This is a genomic window from Halosegnis sp. (assembly GCF_042216475.1).
GTDB lineage: Archaea > Halobacteriota > Halobacteria > Halobacteriales > Haloarculaceae > Halosegnis.
In genome coordinates this window covers 129,492-147,333 of sequence record NZ_JBDGTV010000008.1, presented here as the reverse complement: position 1 = coordinate 147,333, position 17,842 = coordinate 129,492, and the positions used below count along the sequence as shown (strand labels likewise).

At 63.1% G+C, this 17,842-nt stretch carries 25 protein-coding genes; 13 read left to right on the top strand and 12 right to left on the bottom strand.

Annotated features, from left to right (window positions below; translation table 11 throughout):
- Position 1: 1 nt before the first annotated feature.
- Complete coding sequence (gene dacZ / locus ABEJ63_RS05090) at positions 2-811, bottom strand: diadenylate cyclase DacZ (RefSeq protein WP_375795270.1); 810 nt, start codon at positions 809-811, stop codon at positions 2-4.
- Positions 812-900: 89 nt separating this feature from the next.
- Here dacZ and ABEJ63_RS05085 point away from each other — a divergent pair, with 89 nt between their 5' ends.
- Genes ABEJ63_RS05085 through moaC form a run of 3 tightly spaced genes read left to right on the top strand, consistent with a single transcriptional unit; the run spans position 901 to position 2,720 of the window.
- On the top strand, positions 901-1,605 hold the full coding sequence (locus ABEJ63_RS05085; protein WP_375795269.1) for an RNase P subunit p30 family protein: 705 nt from the start codon (positions 901-903) through the stop codon (positions 1,603-1,605).
- Positions 1,589-2,203: a class I SAM-dependent methyltransferase gene (locus ABEJ63_RS05080; protein WP_375795268.1), complete on the top strand. Its 615-nt coding sequence runs from the start codon at positions 1,589-1,591 to the stop codon at positions 2,201-2,203. The genes ABEJ63_RS05085 and ABEJ63_RS05080 overlap by 17 nt, the downstream gene beginning before the upstream one ends.
- Positions 2,204-2,240: 37 nt before the next feature.
- Positions 2,241-2,720: a cyclic pyranopterin monophosphate synthase MoaC gene (gene moaC / locus ABEJ63_RS05075; protein ID WP_375795267.1), complete on the top strand. Its 480-nt coding sequence runs from the start codon at positions 2,241-2,243 to the stop codon at positions 2,718-2,720.
- A 1-nt stretch (position 2,721) separates the two neighbouring features.
- On the opposite strand, the gene hflX is transcribed toward moaC, so the two are convergent.
- The gene (gene hflX / locus ABEJ63_RS05070) at positions 2,722-4,035 is read right to left on the bottom strand and encodes a GTPase HflX (protein ID WP_375795266.1); all 1,314 of its coding nucleotides are present in this window, start codon (positions 4,033-4,035) and stop codon (positions 2,722-2,724) included.
- Between the two features lie 92 nt (positions 4,036-4,127).
- Between hflX and ABEJ63_RS05065 the strand changes: the two genes are divergently transcribed.
- Positions 4,128-4,448, top strand: a complete 321-nt coding sequence (locus ABEJ63_RS05065) for an FUN14 domain-containing protein (protein WP_375795265.1) — start codon at positions 4,128-4,130, stop codon at positions 4,446-4,448.
- On the opposite strand, the gene ABEJ63_RS05060 is transcribed toward ABEJ63_RS05065, so the two are convergent.
- The 5 genes from ABEJ63_RS05060 to ABEJ63_RS05040 are packed head-to-tail and all read right to left on the bottom strand — an operon-like array spanning position 4,449 to position 7,461.
- Entirely contained in the window at positions 4,449-5,174 is a 726-nt protein-coding gene (locus ABEJ63_RS05060) for a ribosome assembly factor SBDS (RefSeq protein ID WP_375795264.1), read from the bottom strand.
- 43 nt (positions 5,175-5,217) lie between these two features.
- Positions 5,218-5,961, bottom strand: a complete 744-nt coding sequence (gene psmA / locus ABEJ63_RS05055) for an archaeal proteasome endopeptidase complex subunit alpha (RefSeq protein ID WP_375795263.1) — start codon at positions 5,959-5,961, stop codon at positions 5,218-5,220.
- A gap of 3 nt (positions 5,962-5,964) precedes the next feature.
- Positions 5,965-6,444, bottom strand: a complete 480-nt coding sequence (locus ABEJ63_RS05050; RefSeq protein ID WP_375795262.1) for an Rpp14/Pop5 family protein — start codon at positions 6,442-6,444, stop codon at positions 5,965-5,967.
- Positions 6,441-6,986 (bottom strand): molybdenum cofactor biosynthesis protein B, encoded by a 546-nt coding sequence (locus ABEJ63_RS05045; protein ID WP_375795261.1) that lies wholly within the window; start codon positions 6,984-6,986, stop codon positions 6,441-6,443. Before ABEJ63_RS05045 ends, ABEJ63_RS05050 begins: the two co-directional genes overlap by 4 nt.
- Positions 6,987-7,023: 37 nt before the next feature.
- A complete protein-coding gene (locus ABEJ63_RS05040; RefSeq protein ID WP_375795260.1) occupies positions 7,024-7,461 on the bottom strand; it encodes a hypothetical protein in 438 nt (145 codons plus the stop codon).
- A gap of 106 nt (positions 7,462-7,567) precedes the next feature.
- Between ABEJ63_RS05040 and ABEJ63_RS05035 the strand changes: the two genes are divergently transcribed.
- The 3 genes from ABEJ63_RS05035 to ABEJ63_RS05025 all read left to right on the top strand — a co-directional run bounded on the left by ABEJ63_RS05035 (position 7,568) and on the right by ABEJ63_RS05025 (position 9,289).
- Positions 7,568-7,882 carry a GYD domain-containing protein gene (locus ABEJ63_RS05035; protein ID WP_375795259.1) on the top strand — a complete coding sequence of 105 codons (315 nt, stop codon included), beginning with the start codon at positions 7,568-7,570 and terminating at the stop codon, positions 7,880-7,882.
- A 79-nt stretch (positions 7,883-7,961) separates the two neighbouring features.
- A complete protein-coding gene (locus ABEJ63_RS05030; protein WP_375795258.1) occupies positions 7,962-8,999 on the top strand; it encodes a zinc-binding dehydrogenase in 1,038 nt (345 codons plus the stop codon).
- A complete protein-coding gene (locus ABEJ63_RS05025) occupies positions 8,999-9,289 on the top strand; it encodes a hypothetical protein (protein WP_375795257.1) in 291 nt (96 codons plus the stop codon). Before ABEJ63_RS05030 ends, ABEJ63_RS05025 begins: the two co-directional genes overlap by 1 nt.
- Positions 9,290-9,297: 8 nt before the next feature.
- On the opposite strand, the gene ABEJ63_RS05020 is transcribed toward ABEJ63_RS05025, so the two are convergent.
- Entirely contained in the window at positions 9,298-9,789 is a 492-nt protein-coding gene (locus ABEJ63_RS05020) for a MaoC/PaaZ C-terminal domain-containing protein (protein ID WP_375795256.1), read from the bottom strand.
- Positions 9,790-9,847: 58 nt separating this feature from the next.
- Between ABEJ63_RS05020 and ABEJ63_RS05015 the strand changes: the two genes are divergently transcribed.
- Complete coding sequence (locus ABEJ63_RS05015; RefSeq protein ID WP_375795255.1) at positions 9,848-10,072, top strand: hypothetical protein; 225 nt, start codon at positions 9,848-9,850, stop codon at positions 10,070-10,072.
- 5 nt (positions 10,073-10,077) lie between these two features.
- Here ABEJ63_RS05015 and ABEJ63_RS05010 read toward each other — a convergent pair whose 3' ends face one another.
- The 3 genes from ABEJ63_RS05010 to ABEJ63_RS05000 all read right to left on the bottom strand — a co-directional run bounded on the left by ABEJ63_RS05010 (position 10,078) and on the right by ABEJ63_RS05000 (position 12,216).
- Complete coding sequence (locus ABEJ63_RS05010; RefSeq protein ID WP_375795254.1) at positions 10,078-10,767, bottom strand: SDR family NAD(P)-dependent oxidoreductase; 690 nt, start codon at positions 10,765-10,767, stop codon at positions 10,078-10,080.
- A gap of 39 nt (positions 10,768-10,806) precedes the next feature.
- Positions 10,807-11,094: a hypothetical protein gene (locus tag ABEJ63_RS05005; RefSeq protein ID WP_375795253.1), complete on the bottom strand. Its 288-nt coding sequence runs from the start codon at positions 11,092-11,094 to the stop codon at positions 10,807-10,809.
- Between the two features lie 75 nt (positions 11,095-11,169).
- Positions 11,170-12,216: an NAD(P)/FAD-dependent oxidoreductase gene (locus tag ABEJ63_RS05000; protein ID WP_375795252.1), complete on the bottom strand. Its 1,047-nt coding sequence runs from the start codon at positions 12,214-12,216 to the stop codon at positions 11,170-11,172.
- A gap of 104 nt (positions 12,217-12,320) precedes the next feature.
- On the opposite strand from ABEJ63_RS05000, the gene ABEJ63_RS04995 reads away from it, so the two are divergent.
- The 5 genes from ABEJ63_RS04995 to ABEJ63_RS04975 all read left to right on the top strand — a co-directional run bounded on the left by ABEJ63_RS04995 (position 12,321) and on the right by ABEJ63_RS04975 (position 17,308).
- Complete coding sequence (locus ABEJ63_RS04995) at positions 12,321-12,605, top strand: DUF357 domain-containing protein (protein ID WP_375795251.1); 285 nt, start codon at positions 12,321-12,323, stop codon at positions 12,603-12,605.
- 163 nt (positions 12,606-12,768) lie between these two features.
- Positions 12,769-14,280 carry an ABC transporter substrate-binding protein gene (locus tag ABEJ63_RS04990; RefSeq protein ID WP_375795250.1) on the top strand — a complete coding sequence of 504 codons (1,512 nt, stop codon included), beginning with the start codon at positions 12,769-12,771 and terminating at the stop codon, positions 14,278-14,280.
- Positions 14,281-14,310: 30 nt separating this feature from the next.
- Positions 14,311-15,312, top strand: coding sequence for a carbohydrate ABC transporter permease (locus tag ABEJ63_RS04985; protein WP_375795381.1), 1,002 nt, complete (start codon positions 14,311-14,313; stop codon positions 15,310-15,312).
- Entirely contained in the window at positions 15,309-16,187 is an 879-nt protein-coding gene (locus tag ABEJ63_RS04980; protein WP_375795249.1) for a carbohydrate ABC transporter permease, read from the top strand. The genes ABEJ63_RS04985 and ABEJ63_RS04980 overlap by 4 nt, the downstream gene beginning before the upstream one ends.
- Positions 16,184-17,308, top strand: a complete 1,125-nt coding sequence (locus ABEJ63_RS04975; RefSeq protein ID WP_375795248.1) for an ABC transporter ATP-binding protein — start codon at positions 16,184-16,186, stop codon at positions 17,306-17,308. The genes ABEJ63_RS04980 and ABEJ63_RS04975 overlap by 4 nt, the downstream gene beginning before the upstream one ends.
- Here ABEJ63_RS04975 and ABEJ63_RS04970 read toward each other — a convergent pair whose 3' ends face one another.
- Positions 17,309-17,839 (bottom strand): RDD family protein, encoded by a 531-nt coding sequence (locus tag ABEJ63_RS04970; protein ID WP_375795247.1) that lies wholly within the window; start codon positions 17,837-17,839, stop codon positions 17,309-17,311. It abuts the gene before it with no gap.
- Positions 17,840-17,842 lie beyond the last annotated feature (3 nt).

Genomic DNA, 17,842 nt, shown 5'->3' with positions numbered 1-17,842 from the left:
CTCAGTACGCCTCCGGGTCCAATTCGAGAATGAGGTCGCCGCCCTGGAACGCACGCACCAGCCCGTCAGACTCCGAGAGCACGATACAGACGGCGTTCGTCTCGCGGGTGATACCCGCTGCGGCCATGTGGCGCGCACCGAGCCCCTTCGGGATGTCTGTGCCTTCTGCGGAGGGCTCGAGATATCGGTATGCGCTTACAATTTTTCCGGAGTCAGAGACAACGAAGGCACCGTCCAGCCGCGAGAACTCCTTGAGCATCACATTCACGATGGGGTCACCGACGTGGACGTGGCTCTTCTCGAAGGGATTGTACGACAGCGGCCGCGACCTGTTCATCACCTTGCCGGCGTCGCCGACGACGAACAGCGCACCCACTTGATTCCCCTTCTGGCCCTTCTTGCCGAGTTCGATGGCCACCTCGAACACGTCTCGAATTACGCTGGGATCAGCCCGTGACTCGACGAACAATCCGTAAACGCCCGATCGGCTGAACGAGTCAGCATCCACCCGAGTGACCGTATCGATTCCTCCCTCGAAGACATTGGTGGCACACGCCACCTCTTGCTCCTCGGTGATGTGGCCGTTTTCGAGAGCGCCCTCCAGCCCAAACCGGACACGCTCGCGTACTTCCGCAAACTCCAAGGGAAGTTCGACGAACAGGTCGGCCTCGACCGTGTTTTCGCGTGCGACCACCACGACCGGCACGTCGGCATCGGCAAACGAGTCGTAGTAGGTGCCGCTCGGCGAGAAGAGACACACCGCGTCGACGCCGTCGACGATGCCGCCGAGCAGTTCGCGCAGGTCGGTCATTGGACGTACCTCGCCGGGCCCCGGAAAAAGGGTTGCGGGCGGGTAGATGGCATCCGAAGGCCCTTGAGGTCGCCCTGCGAGAGACGGGTATGTACGAGGGCGTCCATGCTCATCCTGACGGCGACGCCACCGTTGCACGGCACGCGCTGATGGCCGCCGAATATGGGTATAACGGAGTCGTGGTACGCAACCACGGCGGTCGACAGGCCGACTACGACGCCGAACTCGTCGCGGATGCTCATGGGGTTGACGTTGTCCAGGGCATCGAACTCCGCACGGACGACCGCTCGCAACTCGCGGAACTAGTGAAGCGGTACCGCGGGGAGCGGACAGTTGTCTGCGTCCACGGCGGCGACATTTCGGTGAATCGGTTCGCCTGCGAAGAGCCGCGAGTCGACGTGCTTGCACACCCGATGGCTGGCGACGGCGATGTGAACCACGTTCTCGCGAAGGCAGCCGCGCGCAATGGGGTCAGGTTGGAGTTTGACATAGGGCCTGTCCTCCGGGCGACGGGCGGCGACCGGGTGCAGGCGCTGCGAAGTCTCCAGAAACTGCGGGACATCCTCGACCACTACGAGACACCATACGTTGTCAGCGGCAATCCAACCTCTCACCTCGCGCTGAGAGCTCCCCGTGAACTCGCGGCGGTCGGCGAGCAGGTGGGACTTGGCGCCGAGTGGGTTCGCGAAGGACTCCGCGAGTGGGGCCGGCTGACGGAGCGCAACCGCGAGCGCGCGGCCGAGTCGTTCATACAGCCGGGGGTTCGACTCCCAGACGATGAAACGGACGGTTGAGGAGCACGCCGAACGGTTTGACGAGTACGCGAGCGATTACGACGAGACGCAGGACAGTGAGGAATACCGCGCCTGTGCAGGGTTAGTCGTCGAGCACGCCCGTGCCCGGATTGGGGACGGCGACGTGGTGCTCGACTTGGGGTGTGGCACCGGCGCCATTGGTCTCGCGCTGGCGGACGTAGCCGCGCGGGTCGTTGGCCGGGACGTGAGCGAAGGGATGATGAATCAAGCGCGGGCGAAGGCCGAGGAACAGGGCATCGACAATGCGGAGTTCGCCTATGGTGAGTTCCGCGACCCCGACTACGACGGGCCGGTCGACGTCGTCGTGTCCAACTTTGCGATGCATCATCTCTCGGATGCGGAAAAGCGAGAGGCAATAGAGACGATTGCAGCGCTGAACCCACGAGCGTTCGTGCTCGGGGATGTGATGTTCTTTGGGGAACCCGACCCTGAAAAACCGTTCTACGCACCGGAGGTGGACGATCCAGCCACAGTCGGCGTGCTTGCGGACGCGCTGACGGACGCGGGCTTCACGCTCGCGGCTGTCGAGATGGTCGCAGACCAAGCCGGCGTGCTCGTGGCCGAACGGGCCGACTGACCCGTAACCCTATCCGTCTCTCGGCGTATCCGCGGATATGGACGACGAACTCACCCATACGGACGAGGAAGGCGCCGCCGAGATGGTCGATGTTGGAGCGAAGCCAGACAGTCATCGTCGTGCGGTCGCGAGCGGTACTATTCATCTGACCGAGTCCACCACTGCAGCGGTGCGCGCTAACGACGTAAAAAAAGGAGATGTGCTCGCGGTCGCGCGGGTCGGCGCGATACAGGCAGTAAAACACACGTGGGAGACAGTGCCGATGTGTCACCAGATACCCGTCTCAAATGTCGAGACAACCTTCGATGTCGGCCACGACCGTATCGATTTAATGGTGGCCGTCGAGACGACCGGGAAGACGGGCTGCGAGATGGAGGCGCTCCAGGGAGTAACAACTGGGTTAAATGTCGTCTGGGATATGGTGAAGGCGGCCGAAAAAGACGAGAACGGCGACTACCCTGACACGCGTATCACCGATGTTGAGGTGGAGCGGAAAGAGAAGCAACGCGTTGAATGAGTTACCCCCCTGCGGGGGCAGCGAGATCAGCCGCCTTGGCGCGGGACCGCTCGACGATTGACGGACGCGCCTCAAACTCGATGATAACCTGCTCCCCATAGTGTACGTCGTCGACGGCAGCGTGATCGTGAACCCACGAGACGAGGCTCATCGCATCATCACACATCGGAACGACCAGCCGTTCACGCTCGAAGTCGGGAAGTTCGTCGTCAACACGTGCCCGGAGCGTGTCAAGATTTAACCCCTCCTCACCGGAGACGGCAACTGGGTTGGGAGCCAGCGCAGACAGCGCCTCCCGCTTGCGCTCCAATTCCGCCTCTGACACCTCATCTATCTTGTTGAGAACAGTGACAATCGGCGCCTCGTTGCGCTCGTACAGTGTGTCGTGACTGGTGACGAGTTTCTCGCGTATCTCCTCGATTGGCTCGGAGACATCCACCACTAACAAGACGAGATCGGCTCGATAGACCTCTGAGAGGGTTGATTTGAACGACTCAACGAGCCAGTGGGGCAAATCAGAGATGAAACCGACGGTGTCAGTGACGAGCACGTCCCGCTTCCCCATCTCTGCTCGCCGGGTTGTCGTCCCGAGGGTGGTGAATAGCCGGTCTTCGCTCTCGGCCGTCCGGTCTAAGTCCGGGTGACGGCCGTCATTCTCGTCGACGGCGAGATCTGCGGCGAGCCGACGCAGCAGCGTTGACTTTCCCGCATTCGTGTAACCGGCCAGCGCCACGAGATCGAACCCCGACTCGCGGCGTTGCTCGCGGCGGTGCTGTTCGGTCGTCTCGATGGCTTCGAGTTCGTCGCTGATGCGGGCAATCTGTGCCTTGATGTCCTGTTCGCGCGACTCGTCGTACTCCCCAAGCCCCATGAAGCCGGGCCGCTCGTCGCGCTTCGCAAGAGACGTTTTCGCCTCGGCTCGCGGGAGTTCATACCGGAGCTCGGCCAGTTCAACCTGGAGTTGGGCCTTTTTAGTCTGAGCGCGCTGGCCGAAGATTTTGAGGATAAGTCGGAACCGGTCGAGCACCTCGACCCCTTCTGGGAGTGTGTTGCCGATATTGTACGTCTGGTAGGGGCCGAGCCGGTTATCGAAGACGACTGTCCTCGCGTCCTTTTCTCGGACGAGCGCGGCGAGTTCGGCGACTTTTCCCTCTCCGAGACAGTAGGCGGGGTCCTCCTTGCGGTGCTGGGTCACCTCTCCCACGACGCGGTAGCCGGCGGCGCCGGCGAGATCGCGTATCTCTGCTGTGTCGGGATTGGGGACGTCGCCCCGCTTCGCGACGACGACGGGTCCGTTGTCGGCGTTCCCTGTCACTCAGCGTAGTTTGGACACACGAACACATAAGCGTGCGCCCGATTCGAGCCCACGCCACAAGAGCCATATTCCCCGACGGCCCGCCTATTGGCATGGTACTCGACATTAACATCCAGCAACTTGGACTGGAGTTCGGCTCCGGAGCCGTCATCGGGGGGATCATCGGCTTCGCGGCCAAGAAGGTGGCCAAACTGGTGGCCATCATTGTCGGGCTGGAGTTGGCCCTGTTCAAATTCCTCGAGTCGAGAGGCATCCTCACCGTTGACTGGGAGCGGCTCACCGCCGGGTTCGTGAAGGCGAGCCGCGAGGCGGCCGCGGGGGCCCCGCCCTCGTGGCTCCAGACCATCCTCTCGACACTGTCTGTGTCTGCTGGCTTCACTGGCGGCTTCATGCTCGGCTTCAAGCGGGGGTAGTCAACGCGTGTCCAGTTCGTCTTTTTCCTTGATGACACGTGTCTCGGCCTCGCCGGAAGACACCTCGTTGGCGAGGTCGTAGAAGTCGTCCTGCATCCCAGCCGGGAAGGTGACGACGCCGACCCACGAGCCGTCGGACTGCCACTCCTCCCGCTCAAGCTCGCCGAATTCGCGTATTTTTGCCTGTCCGGAACCAGCGTAGTCAGCCGGTAACTGGACAGCGACGGTCATCTCCTCGAATCGGATGGGAATGACGGGTCGGAGCGCATCAAGCGCTTCGTCGACCTGTGGCTCGACCCGCTCCATCGGATCGACAGTGAAGCCCGCTTCTTCCAGTGCCCGCTCGATACGCTCGGGTGGGTGTGGCGTGTCGTTCTGCTGCGGGTTGATGGCATTGCGGGCGATGATGTTGACGAGTCGGCGCCGTTTGCGCTCCTGCATCTCGCGGCGTTGGTCGGCGGTAATCTGAATCTCTCCCCGTTTGATGACTTCTGGAATAATGTCGAGTGGGTCGGTCGTGCCAAACACCTCCTCAAGCGCGCTCTCCGGCGGTCGGTCACCTGAGGCGGCGTCTTCGAAGACATCCTCCGCGGCGATGACGTCCTCAATGTCACCCTCGAATTCTCCTCGTGAGATGGCGAGCGCGGCGTCCGGGTCAACGAGCACCTCGAACCGCTCGCCGTGTGACTCGAGTCGCGCCGTGACGGCCTCGTCCAGCGAAATCATACCCGCCGCTACGTGGGTGGGTCCCTAAAAGCCACCCGCGTCGTCACTCTTCGCTGTCCGCGAGTAGGCCGTACTCCGACAGGTGGCCGGCAATCTCTTCGTCCGAGAGGCCGACGTACGACTCCGTTTCCGCATCCACCGTGGCGACACCAACTCCCTCGGGGTCGAGTTCGCCGTCGTTGACCGACGCGAGCGCTGACAGCGCGAGTTCGATTCCCTCCTCAAGGGTTGCCTCGGGGTCGTAGTGCTCCTCGAGATAGTCGTCAATTTCGCCACGGTCGGCGCCCACAGCCAGCGCCTGCCACTCGTAGGGCGTTCCGGAGGGGTCCGTCTCGAAGAGCCGCGGCTCCCCGTCCTCGATACCGCCAACGATGAGCGCGACGCCGAACGGCCGGGCGCCGCCGACCTGCGTGTACTGCTGGATGTGGTCGGTTATTTCCTTGGTGAGCGCCTCAACGCCGACGGGTTCGCCGTAGCGGAGACGATTTACCTGTGCCTGCCGGCGAGCGAAGTCGATAAGCTGTCGCGCGTCGGCGACGTGTCCCGCGCTCGCGATGCCGACGTGGTCGTCGGCTTTATGTAGCTTCTCGACAGAGGCCGGCTCCATCAATGGTGAGCGCGACCGCTTGTCAACGACGAGGACGACGCCGTCTGCCGTTCGTACACCGATACTTGCGGAGCCGCGCTTGACGGCCTCTCGCGCGTACTCGACCTGATAGAGGCGGCCGTCCGGGGAGAAGATAGTGATCCCGCGGTCGTACGCCTGCTGTTGGGATTGTCCCTGCATGGTCTACTCGCAGTCGAGGTCGGTCGCCCCGAGGTAGCCGCCACCGACCCGCGCGTCGACGCGAGCGGACCGGACGACGGCGCGCCGCTCGGAACCTGCGAGGGCGACGTGTCTCTCTTCTACGGATATCTCCGCGTCTCGTATATACTTTTCTTCACAGGCCCGTACGGTGCCCGAAACGCCGCGGATTCGAACCCCGACCGGGTGGCCATTCACCCGGTCGAGACAGGCGAGCACAGCTCGTCCTCGGTCGACGGCCGGCCGGCGAACCCGGACCACAGCGTGTCCTGTCCCGTCCTCGAACGCGAACCCATAGACAGTAAGGCCGATATCGGCGCTGCCGGCATCTCCGATAAGCGCGCGTGCGGCCCGCCATAGCGCCCCTTGGAAGTCCCCACGCCGCAGGTCGGCGTCAGGCCATGACTCGAGCTCGACTGCGAGGTACCGCCACCGCTGGCGCAGGTGCTTCGGGAGGTGTTTCATCCGTCCCGGCGGGCCAGCCCCGCAAGATGTGGTGCCTCCTCGATGATTATCTCCTCGGTGCCGAGCCGCGCGGCGTTCTCCGATCCTGGTAGACAGAAGACGGGCGTCACGTCGACGATACCGGCGGCTGCCCGGGTCCCGACCACCTTCGTTCCAATCTCCTCGTAGGAGAGGTCGCGGAACAGCTCGCCGAAGCCCGGAAGTTCCTTATCGAAGAGTGGTCGGACTGCTTCAACGGTGACGTCGTCGGGGGTCACGCCTGTCCCGCCAGTCGTCACGACGACATCCGTCTCGTCAGCGAGTCGTGACACGGTTGATTGGACGACCTCGCGGTCGTCGCCCACGAGGTCGCGTGTAGCGACGGTGTGACCGGCTGCCTCGAAGCCGGCCGTGACGGCGTCGCCGGCCGGATCCTCGGCGAGGCTGCGCGAGGAGGAGATGGTGAGCACGCCCGCGTCGAGCGCACGCAGGTCGTGGCTATGGTGGTCGTGGCCGTGGTCGCCGTGCGAGTGGTTATCCGCCGTGTGACCGTCGTCGCCCATATTGGGTGGGCGGCCGCGAGGGAGAAAAGCCCACCCATCAATCGTGCTCGCGCCCACGGACGAGCACAAGGCCGACAGCAGAGACGACGAGGCCAGCAACCAGCGGCACGAGCACACGCTCACGGTCCCACGGTGTACACGACCCCGAGGCTGTCGCGACGGCGACGAGGTACGTCTCGTTCTCGTAGCTTACGACCGCCTCACGAATGGCGTCGCGGTCAGTCAGCGCCTGCCCGCCAGCTGACCGGACGCTGCGAAATACTCGCTGCTCCTCGGCGGTGAGCTCCTCGAAGTCCACGCGGTCATAGCCGTCTGGCGAGCCGTCCAGCTCTGCAGTGGGAACGACGCTGACGACGCCCGCGGCCGCACAGCGGCGCTCCTCAAGATGGGTAGCCGCGCCCGACCCCGCAACGAGCAGGCCGACTAACAGGACTGTGAGTCCGAGGTAGGTCCACCGCGTGACGGCTCGGGACACGTGGACTGCTCGTGGGCCACTGGCAAGCCGGTTTCGTTCCCCGGGCCACCGTGTCACGTGGTGGGTATAGGACCATCCACCGAGAACGTGCGGGCGGTGAGCACGGATGCCGACGTTTGTCACGCTCATCGATATCAGACCAGACCACCAAGCAGAGGCGATTCAGAACGTCAGGGAGCGGTACGAAGAGGCCGTCGCGCTCGTTGAGAGCCAGGGCGGCGAGGTGAAGGGAACCTACTATGGTGACATCGCCGGTTACGATGCACTCGTCGTTAGCGAGTTTCCCGACCGCGCGTCGCTCGAGCGGGCGAACGCGCTGTACAGTATGGACCCGTCGGTGGAGACAGAGGTCACTCAGGTCCACACCCAAGCTGCGTACGCCGACATCGTTGATGAGGCGCTGTCCGAGCATGAGGGGTGACCTACCCGGCGTGTGGATGCGCCAGCCCTGCTCATGGGCGACCGGCACGACTTAGTGGCCACACTCCAGATTTTCGCGCATGCAAGGAGTGTTCTACGAGGAGCACGGCGACACGGATGTCCTCCAGTACGGCGAGTTGCCGGACCCGGAGGTGGGCCGCGATGAGGTGCTGGTCGACGTGAAAGCGGGTGCGCTTAACCACTTAGACGTGTGGACACGCAAGGGGATGCCCTCGCCCGGCGAATTCCCCCACATCCCCGGGTCAGACGCCGCTGGCGTTGCCGTTGAGGTAGGGCCGGATGTGACCCGCTTCGAGGAGGGCGACCACGTCGCCGTCGCTGCGGGTTCGTGGTGTGGCGACTGCGAGCACTGCCGAGCGGGCGAACACTCCCAGTGTGTCCAGTACACGATCACGGGCGAGCACTCGACGGGCGTCCACTCCGAGTACACCGCCCTTCCGGAGGACAACCTCGTCGCGGTGCCGGACCACGTCGACTGGGAGACGGCCGCGGCAGCGCCACTTGTGTTCCAGACCGCCTGGCGGATGCTACACTCACGGGCTGACATTGAGGCCGGCGAAAGCGTGCTCGTGCTTGGCGCATCAGGCGGAGTCGGTCATGCCGCTGTCCAGATTGCCGACCACGCCGGCTGTGAAGTGTATGCTACGGGCTCGACGGAAACAAAACTCGAAGCCGCAAAGGCGCTCGGGGCCGACCACGTCGTCAACTACGAAGAAGAGTCGTTCGCCGAATTCGTTGAGGATCACACTGACGGACGGGGCATTGATGTCGTCGTTGACCACGTCGGCGGCGCGACCTGGGAGTCGTCACTAGAGTCACTCGCAAAGGGCGGGCGGCTCGTCACCTGTGGCGCAACCGGTGGGCCCAAGGTCGAGGTAAACATCGCCGACCTGTTCTGGAACCAGTACGACATCCTCGGCTCGACGATGGGCGCGAACCACGATATCGACGCGGTACTCGAGTTGGTCTGGGAGGGTACCTTCGAGCCACAGATTCGCAATGTCCTGCCGATGAGCGAGGCCGCTCGTGCCCATGAGATGCTCGAGGAGCGAGAGGGGTTCGGCAAAGTGGTCGTCGTCCCAGACAGCGAACTGTAATGACCAGCCGGGGGGAGACAGGTGGCGACGCGACCGATGACGCGGGCGTAGACGCTCACGGGGCGAAACCTCGCGGAGCAGACCGCGAGTTCGGCTGGCGGGGCTGGCTACTTGTCGCGTGGCTGTTTATCTCTCTGCTTGTCGTCCCATCGGTACTCTTCTACCTGCCGCGGGCGGGCGCGTTTACCGCGTCGCTTGGGCTCGGCTACCGGGATGCCTTCCTCGTCCTACCGTTGTTGCCGGCGCTGGGGCTCGGCCTGCTCGCGGTGTGGGCGACCACTCGGCCCTGAGCCGGCCCCTACCGATCACGGCCCATCAGAATCGTCACGGTCCACGAGCAGACAGTTTCTGTATCCGCGGGATCCTCCGACTCGCCGGCACGAAGCACTTCCACGTCCCGGACGACGATGCCGCGATCGGGGTTCGACTCGGAGACGCGCGTTGAAACCACCTCATGGCGAGCGAACAGCCGGTCGTCTGGATAGACTGGCGCATGCCAGCGTAGATCGTCAACGCCGAGCCCGCCGAGATTCGCCGACTCGTTGAGGAAGTTTTTGACGAGTAGTCGGGTCGCTACGCCAACGGTATGGTAGCCGCTGGCGAAGACGCCGTCGTAGCCACGCTCGCGGGCCGCTTCGTCATTGAGGTGCATCGGCTGGGGGTCAAACCGCTCGGCGAACTCAATCATCGCCGCTCGCTTCATTTGATGAGGGCCGTACGTCGCACTCTCGCCCGATTCTAAGTCATCGAAGTACGTCGTCACGCTCCGGAAGTCAGCGTCGTCGAACAAAAGCCCCCGGCCGCGGCGAACGGATGGAGATTAATACGAGGACGCGCAAGCGCCGGACATGTACGATTCGCTTCTCGCGGTGAACCGGCGGCTTTCGGAACGACAGAAAGTGCTCGGCGGCGCTGTCGGTATCCTCGCAGGAACCGTCCTTATCGGATTCATGACGTTCGGGAATGTCCCGTCAATTGCGATGCAGGTGGTGCTCGGCGTCGTTGGCGTCCTGTTTGCCGTCGTAGGGACGCTCCTACTCGGCACCTCCGAGCAGCGCGAGCAGACCGTCTGAGTCGGCTACCAGTCGATGACTTCGCGGTCGCGCCAGAACTTCCCCGATTCGCCGCCGGGCCGGAACCGGCAGAGCCACGTCGGCGTCTCTGCCCCCTTTTTGACCGAGCGGTCCGCCTCCTCGCCGCCCATATCTGTTCTGACCCACCCCGGACAGACGGAGTTGGCGATGAGCCCATGGTCGTTGTACTCCCCGTGGAGGTACGCCGTTAACCCGTTGAGCCCGGCCTTCGATATGCGGTAGGCCGGCGAGCCATCACCCATATCGCTCACCTGACCCATCCCCGAGGAGACGTTCACGACGCGACCGGCCTCCTGCTGAAGCAGGAGCGGCACGAGATGCTTACACAGCAGCATCGGTCCACGGAGGTTCGTCGCCAGCGTCCGGTTGATGCGATCGGTCGGCTCCGCGACGATATCGTCGCCGAACTCGCCGATGCCAGCATTGTTGACCAGCACATCTAGTCGGCCAACCTCGCCGAAGACTCCATCTGCAATAGCCTCAATATCGCCCTCCTGAGTGACGTCAAGCAACACCTTCTCGCAGCCGTCGGGCACGTCGTCGTCCACCGAGCGGGCGCTTGCGTAGACGGTCGCCCCCAATTCGTTCAGATTCTGTGCTATCTGTGCACCGATTCCGCGGGTGGCGCCCGTCACGAGCGCAACCTGTCCGGCGAGGTCGTCATACAACTCCATACTTTACCGAGGACCGCAGCCCGCAAGGGTATGGCGGTCTTAGTGGTCGTGGCCAGTCATTTCGCCGAACGTCTGACCGAACCGCTCCTCAAAGAGGTCCATCAGCGCCGTCTCCAGTGCCTCTAGCTCTGCGGAGGGCTCGCCTTGGCCGTGGGCTACGGCAGCATGCACCTGCTGGGCGGCGTTTATCATTGCGAGGTCGCCGACGACTTCCGCGGCGTTCTCGTCACCCTCCGCGAACATGTCTACGAGCGCAGCGGGGAGCGTGAGTTCGTCGTCGCCGTCTGGACCGTCAATATCGAGCGCGATGGTCTGAGAATCAACCATATTTACCTGAGGGAGCGGCCACTTTTCATCCTGTGGGTTGCCGACGCCAGATGCGGACGACCGCTTCAGCTCGCGTCAGTCGTCTGCTGCCGCCTCCGTCTCCGGCTCTCTGCTCGCGAGCGGAGCCTCGTCCTCGAGGTACTGATCCGCGTCGATGGCGGCCTTCGCACCCATCCCACCGGCAGTGACTGCCTGCTGATAGTGGAAGTCGACGACGTCGCCGGCGCCGAAGATGCCGTCCACGTCCGTCCGGGTCTGGCCGCCGCCACGACCCCCCTGCGTGCGGATGTAACCCTCTTCATCCGTCTCAACGCCGGTCCCCTCAAGATACTCCGTATTGGGGGTGTGGCCGATGGCGTAGAAGACGGCGCCGACGTCGAAGTCATACGTCCGGGTGTCGGGATCCTCAAGCTTCTCCGAGGGGTACCCCTCGGGGTGTTCCGCAAGGGTGACGTGATCGACGCCCTCTTCGGGAGAGCCGTGAATCTCGAGAAGTTCCGTGTTGCGGTGGATCTCGATATCGCCCTCGTCGACTTTCTCTTGCACGCGGTCAATCCAGTAGTCCTCGGCGCGGAACCCTTCGCGGCGGTGAGCGATGTGGACCGTTGAGGCGAACTTGGTGAGGAAGGTTGCTTCCTCCATAGCGGCGTCTCCACCGCCGACGACCAGCATCTCTTCGTCCCTGAAAAAGGCGCCATCGCAGGTCGCACACGTCGACAGCCCGTAGCCCATCAGTTCGTCCTCGCCGGGCACACCGAGCGTGCGCGCGCTGGCACCGGAGGCGGCGATGAATGCGTCGCAAGTGTAGACAGTACCGTCCCGGAGCTCAACGCGGAACGGCCGCTTGGTGTCGTCTACATCAACGACGACACCGTGGTCAATCTCGGCGCCGAACTGTTCGGCCTGTGTTTTCATATTGTCGACCAGCTCTGGCCCGGAGATGCCCTCGGGGAAGCCGGGATAGTTGGCGACATCTGTCGTGAGTGTAAGCTGGCCGCCTGGCTCGACCCCCTCGAGAACAAGCGGGTCATTGTTCGACCGGGCGGCATAGATGGCGGCGCTCAGCCCCGCAATACCCGTACCGGCCACAATGAGCCGACGGTGGTCGGTGTCTGCTGTCATGCGAGCAGATAGCCCACCGGCCCGTAATTAGCTTGCGCCCGCTGGCCGCGCAGACACACGACCCTCAGCGGAAGGGTCAACGCGACGGGGTGTGAACGACCCGTATGACCGCTGACCTACCGGAGAAGACGGATCGCTACGAGGACCTACTCACAGAGGCGCTCGCAGCCGCGTCGGTCGCAGCTCCTCAAGGGTCGCCGCTTCACGAAGCGGCCGAAGACTGTCTCGAGATGGCTGATTCATATCTGACCGACGGCCGCCACTTCCGGGCAGACGGCGATCTCGTCAATGCACTCGCGGCATTCTCATATGGTCACGCGTGGCTCGATGCGGGCGCCCGCGTGGGCCTGTTAGAGGTACCGACCGACGGGCATCTGTTCACGGTGTGAGCATCTCGTCGGGAAATGTTCACGGTGTGAGCGTAACATCGGGGCACGGCGACCAGCGTAGCGAGCGACCCCTGCGCTGGTTTACGCTGGTAACTTGGTTATACGTTTAGACGAACAGTACCCCATAAGTTTAATACGGTAGGATTAACATGACCTCATGACTATGCCAGACATAGACATTGATGATGTCATTCCGGAGGAAGTTGACGACGAGTGGTCGCTGAGCCGGCGACAGGCGATGGCGCTCGGCGGCGCAGCGGGCCTCGCTGGACTGGCTGGCTGTTCCGGCGGTGGCGGCGGTTCCGAGGGTGGCTCCGAGGGTGGCGACTCCGGCAGCAACACTGACACGGGGACGAGCGGCGGTGGCGGTGACTCCGGCGGTGGCGAAGTCCACGTCCTAACGGACTATAACAACGAGGCTTGGCAAAAGAAGTGGGAGAACAAGCTGGTTCCCGCGTTTGAGGAGCAGTCCGATTACACTGTCCGGATGGAATACTCCGGCTTCTCGGGAGACCAAGAGAGCCGACTCGCGAACCTCGTCCAGTCAGGTGATCCGCCCGGGTTCAATACCTCAACGTTTGAGCAGGTGGGTGATCTGTTCCTCTCAGACCAGCTCGCGGAGGTCGGTGATGTCGTCGCCGATGCCGAGGAGGTAGCTGGCGAGCTGACGACGAAACCGTACCACGAGGGAGATAAGTACTGGCAGGTGACACACGGGGGCTACGCCAGCGTACTTCACTACCGTCAAGACGTTTACGACGAGCTCGGGCTTGAGGTGCCCACGACCTTCCAAGAGTTGCTGGAGAACGCTCGCATCATTGACGAGTCGGACCTCGATATCCGCGGGTACGGGCTGGCGGGCTCTAAGACGGGAAAGGCCCACGACGAGTTCCAAGTATTCCTATCAAATATGGGGGCTTCTGAGCTGCGGTTCGAGGACCCCGAGGCGAAAGAGAATGTTGAGGTGTGGTTCCCTGAGGAGGAAATCACGACCCTGCTGGAGTACTTCAAGGAGCTGTCGCAGTACTCTCCGGACCCGACGAACGTCGGGTGGGGCGCGTCGCTGCGCAACTGGGCTGGCGGTCAGTTCGCCCAGCAGTACAATCTTAACATGTGGCCCGCGGGCGTCGCGGCTGCGGTGGGCGCGAATAAAATCGCGAAGAATACGGAGGTCGCCCCGCTCCCGCTGTGGGAGGAGGGCGGCATTACAAAAGAGGACTCGTACCTATCGAATCCGACGCCGGACGGTCACAACGTGTTCGCTGAGGCGGACAACACACAGGGGGCGAAGGAGTTCCTCCGATTCCTCTACGGGTCAGAGACGAACCGCACGGCACGGATGTACGAGACCGAGCCAACGCGGTTCCTGCCAGCATACGGTGACGTCGTTGATTCTGACGCCTTCCAGAACTACGGACTCTGGGAGAAATTCCCCGGCATCCTCGAGGGGCTTCAGCGAGTCAACAACGAGATCGTCCCCGAGTACTACGGCAATGTTGAGGGATCAGGTGTGCTCTCGAACAGCAAGATCGGCGTCTACTACTACCGGTTCTTCTTCCAAGCGGAGATGATCAACCAGGTGGTGACGGAGACGTCGACACCGCAGGAGGCCTACGAGTTCGGGCTCCAGCGCGCAAACGAGGTCGTCAAGGAAGCTCGCAGCCGGATTCAATGACGCGCCGGCTACGTGCCGCGGGAGGGAACGATGGCCGGTGAGACCATTGAACGGGAACCGGATGCGACTCCCCGGTTCTCGCTTGAGCGGCTGCCGGTCGATACGGAGACACTGCTGGGTATCGGGACGATCCTCCCAGTCATCGTCCTGTATCTCATCATCTCCATCATCCCGGTACTGTTCGCCATTTATGCATCGTTCCACCAGATCCCGCTCCTGAACCCCGAGTGGACGTGGATCGGACTGGACAACTACGGCGAGGTGCTCTCGGGGCTGCCGGCGCTGGTTGAGGCCCTCTCGACGGAGGGGCTGTCGACGCTGGCGCAGGGCGGCTTCTGGCGCTCGCTCGTCCGTGGTGTCCTGTTCATGGTCGGGAGCACGCTGCTCCAGCTGGTGGTCGGGCTATGGATGGCACTGACTCTGAACCGTATCGCTCGCTTCCAGAAGGTGGCGACGGCAGTCGTGTTCACTGCATACCTCGTTCCAACTATCGTCATCTCGCTGCTGGCCGTCTTCATGTTTGACACCTTCTACGGGGTGTTCCACGAGATGGGGTCACAGTGGCTCAACCTCTGGGGCGACAGTACGTTCGCACTCGGTCAGAAGGGGCTAGCAATGCCTATCGTCATCCTTGTCGGGAGCTGGAAGTTCTCGGTGTTCATTACCATTTTCACGCTGGCGCAGCTGCGGGCAATCCCGGAGCGGTTCTACGAGGCTGCTCGCGTCTGCGGAGCAAACAAGTGGGAAATGTTCCGTGACGTGACGCTGCCGCGCATCCAGGGGGTCATTCTGGTTGCGGTGCTGTTGCGGTCTATCTTCATGTTCAACAAGTTCGACCTCATCTGGATACTGACACAGGGCGGCCCCGGCTACGCGACGACGACGCTGCCCGTGCTGGCGTACCGCGAGGCGTTCGAGGCGAGCAACTACGGCGCCGCCAACGCGATGGCGGTCGTGATGTTCGTCTTCCTCGCGTTCGGCGCCATCGGCTACTTCAAAGCGTTCAACCCGAGCGACGAGGTGGAGACATGAGCACCGACACCGACCACGACGCCGTCCGTGGCGTCTTTGGACTCGACTTCCGGACTGCCGACAAGATCTACCAGGGAGCGCTGCTGGCGAGTGCAGTGATGTTCTTCGTCATCATTATGTTCCCCATCTACTGGATGTTCCAGAGCTCGCTAAAGACCCGTGAGGCGCGCCGCGCGGTGACGTGGCTCCCCTCCGGGGAGACGTTCACCCTCCAGTACTACGAGGCGCTCATCGGCGGCGACGTGGCGCTGTATCTGTTCAACAGCGCCGTCGTCACGCTCGGCACAATCGTCTGTGTCATCGTCGTGTCGCTCGTCGCGGGCTACGGGCTCGCGCGGCTGAACTTCGGCTACAAGGAGGACTTCGCCCGCTTCCTCCTGTTCGGCTACATGTTCAGCCCCATCGTGCTCGGCTTGCCGCTGTATCTCATCTGGAAGCAGATCGGCCTGCTCAACACCCGCGTCGGGCTCATCATCGCGCTGACTGCCATCTCGATGCCGTTCTCGGTGTGGCTGATGTGGAAGTATATCCAAACCATTCCCGAGGCCATGGAGGAGTCCGCGTGGGTTGCCGGCGCCTCGCGGTGGCGGGCGTTCCGGGATGTCATCGTTCCGCAGACCCAGCCGGCCATCATCGCGGCAGCACTGTTCGCCTTCGCGCTGGCGTGGAACGATTTCACCTTCGCGAAGATATTGCTACCGCGCAATGAGGCAACGACGTTCGCGCCGGGAATCTTCCGGCTTATCAGCCAGGGGTACGGCGCCCCGTGGGGCGATGTTCTCGCGGCGTCGATGCTGACGACGGTACCACCCCTGCTGTTCGCGTACTTCCTGCAGAGTTATCTGCTGAAAGGATTCCAGATTCGTTCACTATGACAGTCACTCTCGACAACGTACGGCGTGTGTTTGGCGACGGCAGCGACAAAGTCGTCGCCGTCGACGGTATCGACCTGACAATCGACGACGGCGAGTTCGTCACGCTCGTCGGTCCCTCGGGCTGTGGAAAGACCACCACGCTTCGGTGTGTTTCCGGACTCGACACCCCGACGGACGGCACCATCACTTTCAACGACCGCGACGTGACAGACCTTCCGCCCCAGCAGCGGGACATCGCGCTGCTATTCCAGGACATCGCGCTGTACCCACACATGAGCGTGCGCGATAACATGGCCTACGGGCTGAAGATAGCCGGTGAGCCGAAGTCCCAGCGCTACGAGAAGGTCCAAGACGCCGCCGAACTGCTCCAGATCACCGACCAGCTCGATAAAAGTCCCGCGAGCCTCTCCGGCGGTCAACAACAGCGGGTGGCACTGGGCCGGTCACTCGTGCGTGACCCGACAGTGTTCCTGTTCGACGAGCCGATGAGCGATCTTGACGCGAAGCTGAAGCGCGAACTGCGCCCTATTGTCGAGCAGGTTACCGACCAGATTGGCTGTCCGGTGCTCTACGTCACCCACGATCAAGAGGAGGCGATGACACTGTCGGACCGCGTGGCCGTGATGAACGACGGCGAGCTTGAGCAGGTCGGCAAGCCGAAAGAGGTGTACGACAACCCGGTTAGTGAGTTCGTCGCCTCGTTCATTGGCCAGCCGACGACCCAGTTCTTCGACGGGGAAGTCGTCGAGCGCGACGGCAGCCTTCGGGTCGCGGTGGGCGACCACGAGTACAGTGTCGAACGGGCAGGCAACGTGCTTCGGTCGTACGCCGGCCAACCTGTGCGGGTCGGCATCCGCCCACAGTATATGAGCGTCGAAGAGGACCCTGAGGCGGGTATCCCAGCGACGCACATGCTCGACGAACCGCTTGGCGACGAGACCCACAGCATCTTCGAGACCCCATTCGGCGAGGTGACTGTCGTCACCCATGCCGACTTCGAGGGTAAGAAGGGCGAGTATGGGCTCGTCATCGATCCTGAACGGGTCATGCTGTTCGACCCAGAGACGGGCGATCGGGTCGGCCGGTCGACGGCCGTCCGCGAGAAGGCCGCCGGCGCGTAGTCAGCCGGCCCGGACAACTACTGTTCCCGCAAGCTGGTCGCCGAGCCGTTTGCCGCGCCCTGAGACGAGCGCGGCGATAACACCGACGACAAGTGGTGGAATCCCTAGGTAGTCGAAGTACCGACAGAGATTCCGCACAGCGCTGGCAAGCCCGGTGCACGGCTCGCCGGCGTCCGTCGCAGTGACGAGCCCGCGCCATACTTTCCCTGGTGTGCGAGCGTAGCGCCATTCGAAGACGAACGAGTATGTGACGACGAGCGGCGCTAGCGCTGCCAGTGTCGCCGGGACGAACAGCGGGGACTCCCCGACGATGCCGCCTGAGAGCGCGTCCAACACGTACAGGGCCGGTGCCTCAAGCACGAACAGACAGACGAACAGGTCGAAACCGGCCGCGAGCAGCCGGTCGCCGAGCACCCGGAGGTCTCCGGCCGTCTCGAGAGCTGGTTGAGGCGGCTGGCTCGTCGGGTACAGCGATAGCAACCGGCTCGCCCACGCGCCTTTCTCCATGCCGCGGCCGAAGCGGGCGGTCATCTT

Excerpts from the sequence above, each read along its gene's own strand:
- dacZ (WP_375795270.1), bottom strand. The coding sequence starts at position 811 with ATGACCGACCTGCGCGAACTGCTCGGCGGCATCGTCGACGGCGTCGAC.
- ABEJ63_RS05085 (WP_375795269.1), top strand. The coding sequence starts at position 901 with ATGTACGAGGGCGTCCATGCTCATCCTGACGGCGACGCCACCGTTGCA.
- ABEJ63_RS05080 (WP_375795268.1), top strand. The coding sequence starts at position 1,589 with ATGAAACGGACGGTTGAGGAGCACGCCGAACGGTTTGACGAGTACGCG.
- moaC (WP_375795267.1), top strand. The coding sequence starts at position 2,241 with ATGGACGACGAACTCACCCATACGGACGAGGAAGGCGCCGCCGAGATG.
- ABEJ63_RS05065 (WP_375795265.1), top strand. The coding sequence starts at position 4,128 with ATGGTACTCGACATTAACATCCAGCAACTTGGACTGGAGTTCGGCTCC.
- ABEJ63_RS05060 (WP_375795264.1), bottom strand. The coding sequence starts at position 5,174 with ATGATTTCGCTGGACGAGGCCGTCACGGCGCGACTCGAGTCACACGGC.
- psmA (WP_375795263.1), bottom strand. The coding sequence starts at position 5,961 with ATGCAGGGACAATCCCAACAGCAGGCGTACGACCGCGGGATCACTATC.
- ABEJ63_RS05050 (WP_375795262.1), bottom strand. The coding sequence starts at position 6,444 with ATGAAACACCTCCCGAAGCACCTGCGCCAGCGGTGGCGGTACCTCGCA.
- ABEJ63_RS05045 (WP_375795261.1), bottom strand. The coding sequence starts at position 6,986 with ATGGGCGACGACGGTCACACGGCGGATAACCACTCGCACGGCGACCAC.
- ABEJ63_RS05035 (WP_375795259.1), top strand. The coding sequence starts at position 7,568 with ATGCCGACGTTTGTCACGCTCATCGATATCAGACCAGACCACCAAGCA.
- ABEJ63_RS05030 (WP_375795258.1), top strand. The coding sequence starts at position 7,962 with ATGCAAGGAGTGTTCTACGAGGAGCACGGCGACACGGATGTCCTCCAG.
- ABEJ63_RS05025 (WP_375795257.1), top strand. The coding sequence starts at position 8,999 with ATGACCAGCCGGGGGGAGACAGGTGGCGACGCGACCGATGACGCGGGC.
- ABEJ63_RS05015 (WP_375795255.1), top strand. The coding sequence starts at position 9,848 with ATGTACGATTCGCTTCTCGCGGTGAACCGGCGGCTTTCGGAACGACAG.
- ABEJ63_RS05010 (WP_375795254.1), bottom strand. The coding sequence starts at position 10,767 with ATGGAGTTGTATGACGACCTCGCCGGACAGGTTGCGCTCGTGACGGGC.
- ABEJ63_RS05005 (WP_375795253.1), bottom strand. The coding sequence starts at position 11,094 with ATGGTTGATTCTCAGACCATCGCGCTCGATATTGACGGTCCAGACGGC.
- ABEJ63_RS05000 (WP_375795252.1), bottom strand. The coding sequence starts at position 12,216 with ATGACAGCAGACACCGACCACCGTCGGCTCATTGTGGCCGGTACGGGT.
- ABEJ63_RS04995 (WP_375795251.1), top strand. The coding sequence starts at position 12,321 with ATGACCGCTGACCTACCGGAGAAGACGGATCGCTACGAGGACCTACTC.
- ABEJ63_RS04990 (WP_375795250.1), top strand. The coding sequence starts at position 12,769 with ATGCCAGACATAGACATTGATGATGTCATTCCGGAGGAAGTTGACGAC.
- ABEJ63_RS04985 (WP_375795381.1), top strand. The coding sequence starts at position 14,311 with ATGGCCGGTGAGACCATTGAACGGGAACCGGATGCGACTCCCCGGTTC.
- ABEJ63_RS04980 (WP_375795249.1), top strand. The coding sequence starts at position 15,309 with ATGAGCACCGACACCGACCACGACGCCGTCCGTGGCGTCTTTGGACTC.
- ABEJ63_RS04975 (WP_375795248.1), top strand. The coding sequence starts at position 16,184 with ATGACAGTCACTCTCGACAACGTACGGCGTGTGTTTGGCGACGGCAGC.
- ABEJ63_RS04970 (WP_375795247.1), bottom strand. The coding sequence starts at position 17,839 with ATGACCGCCCGCTTCGGCCGCGGCATGGAGAAAGGCGCGTGGGCGAGC.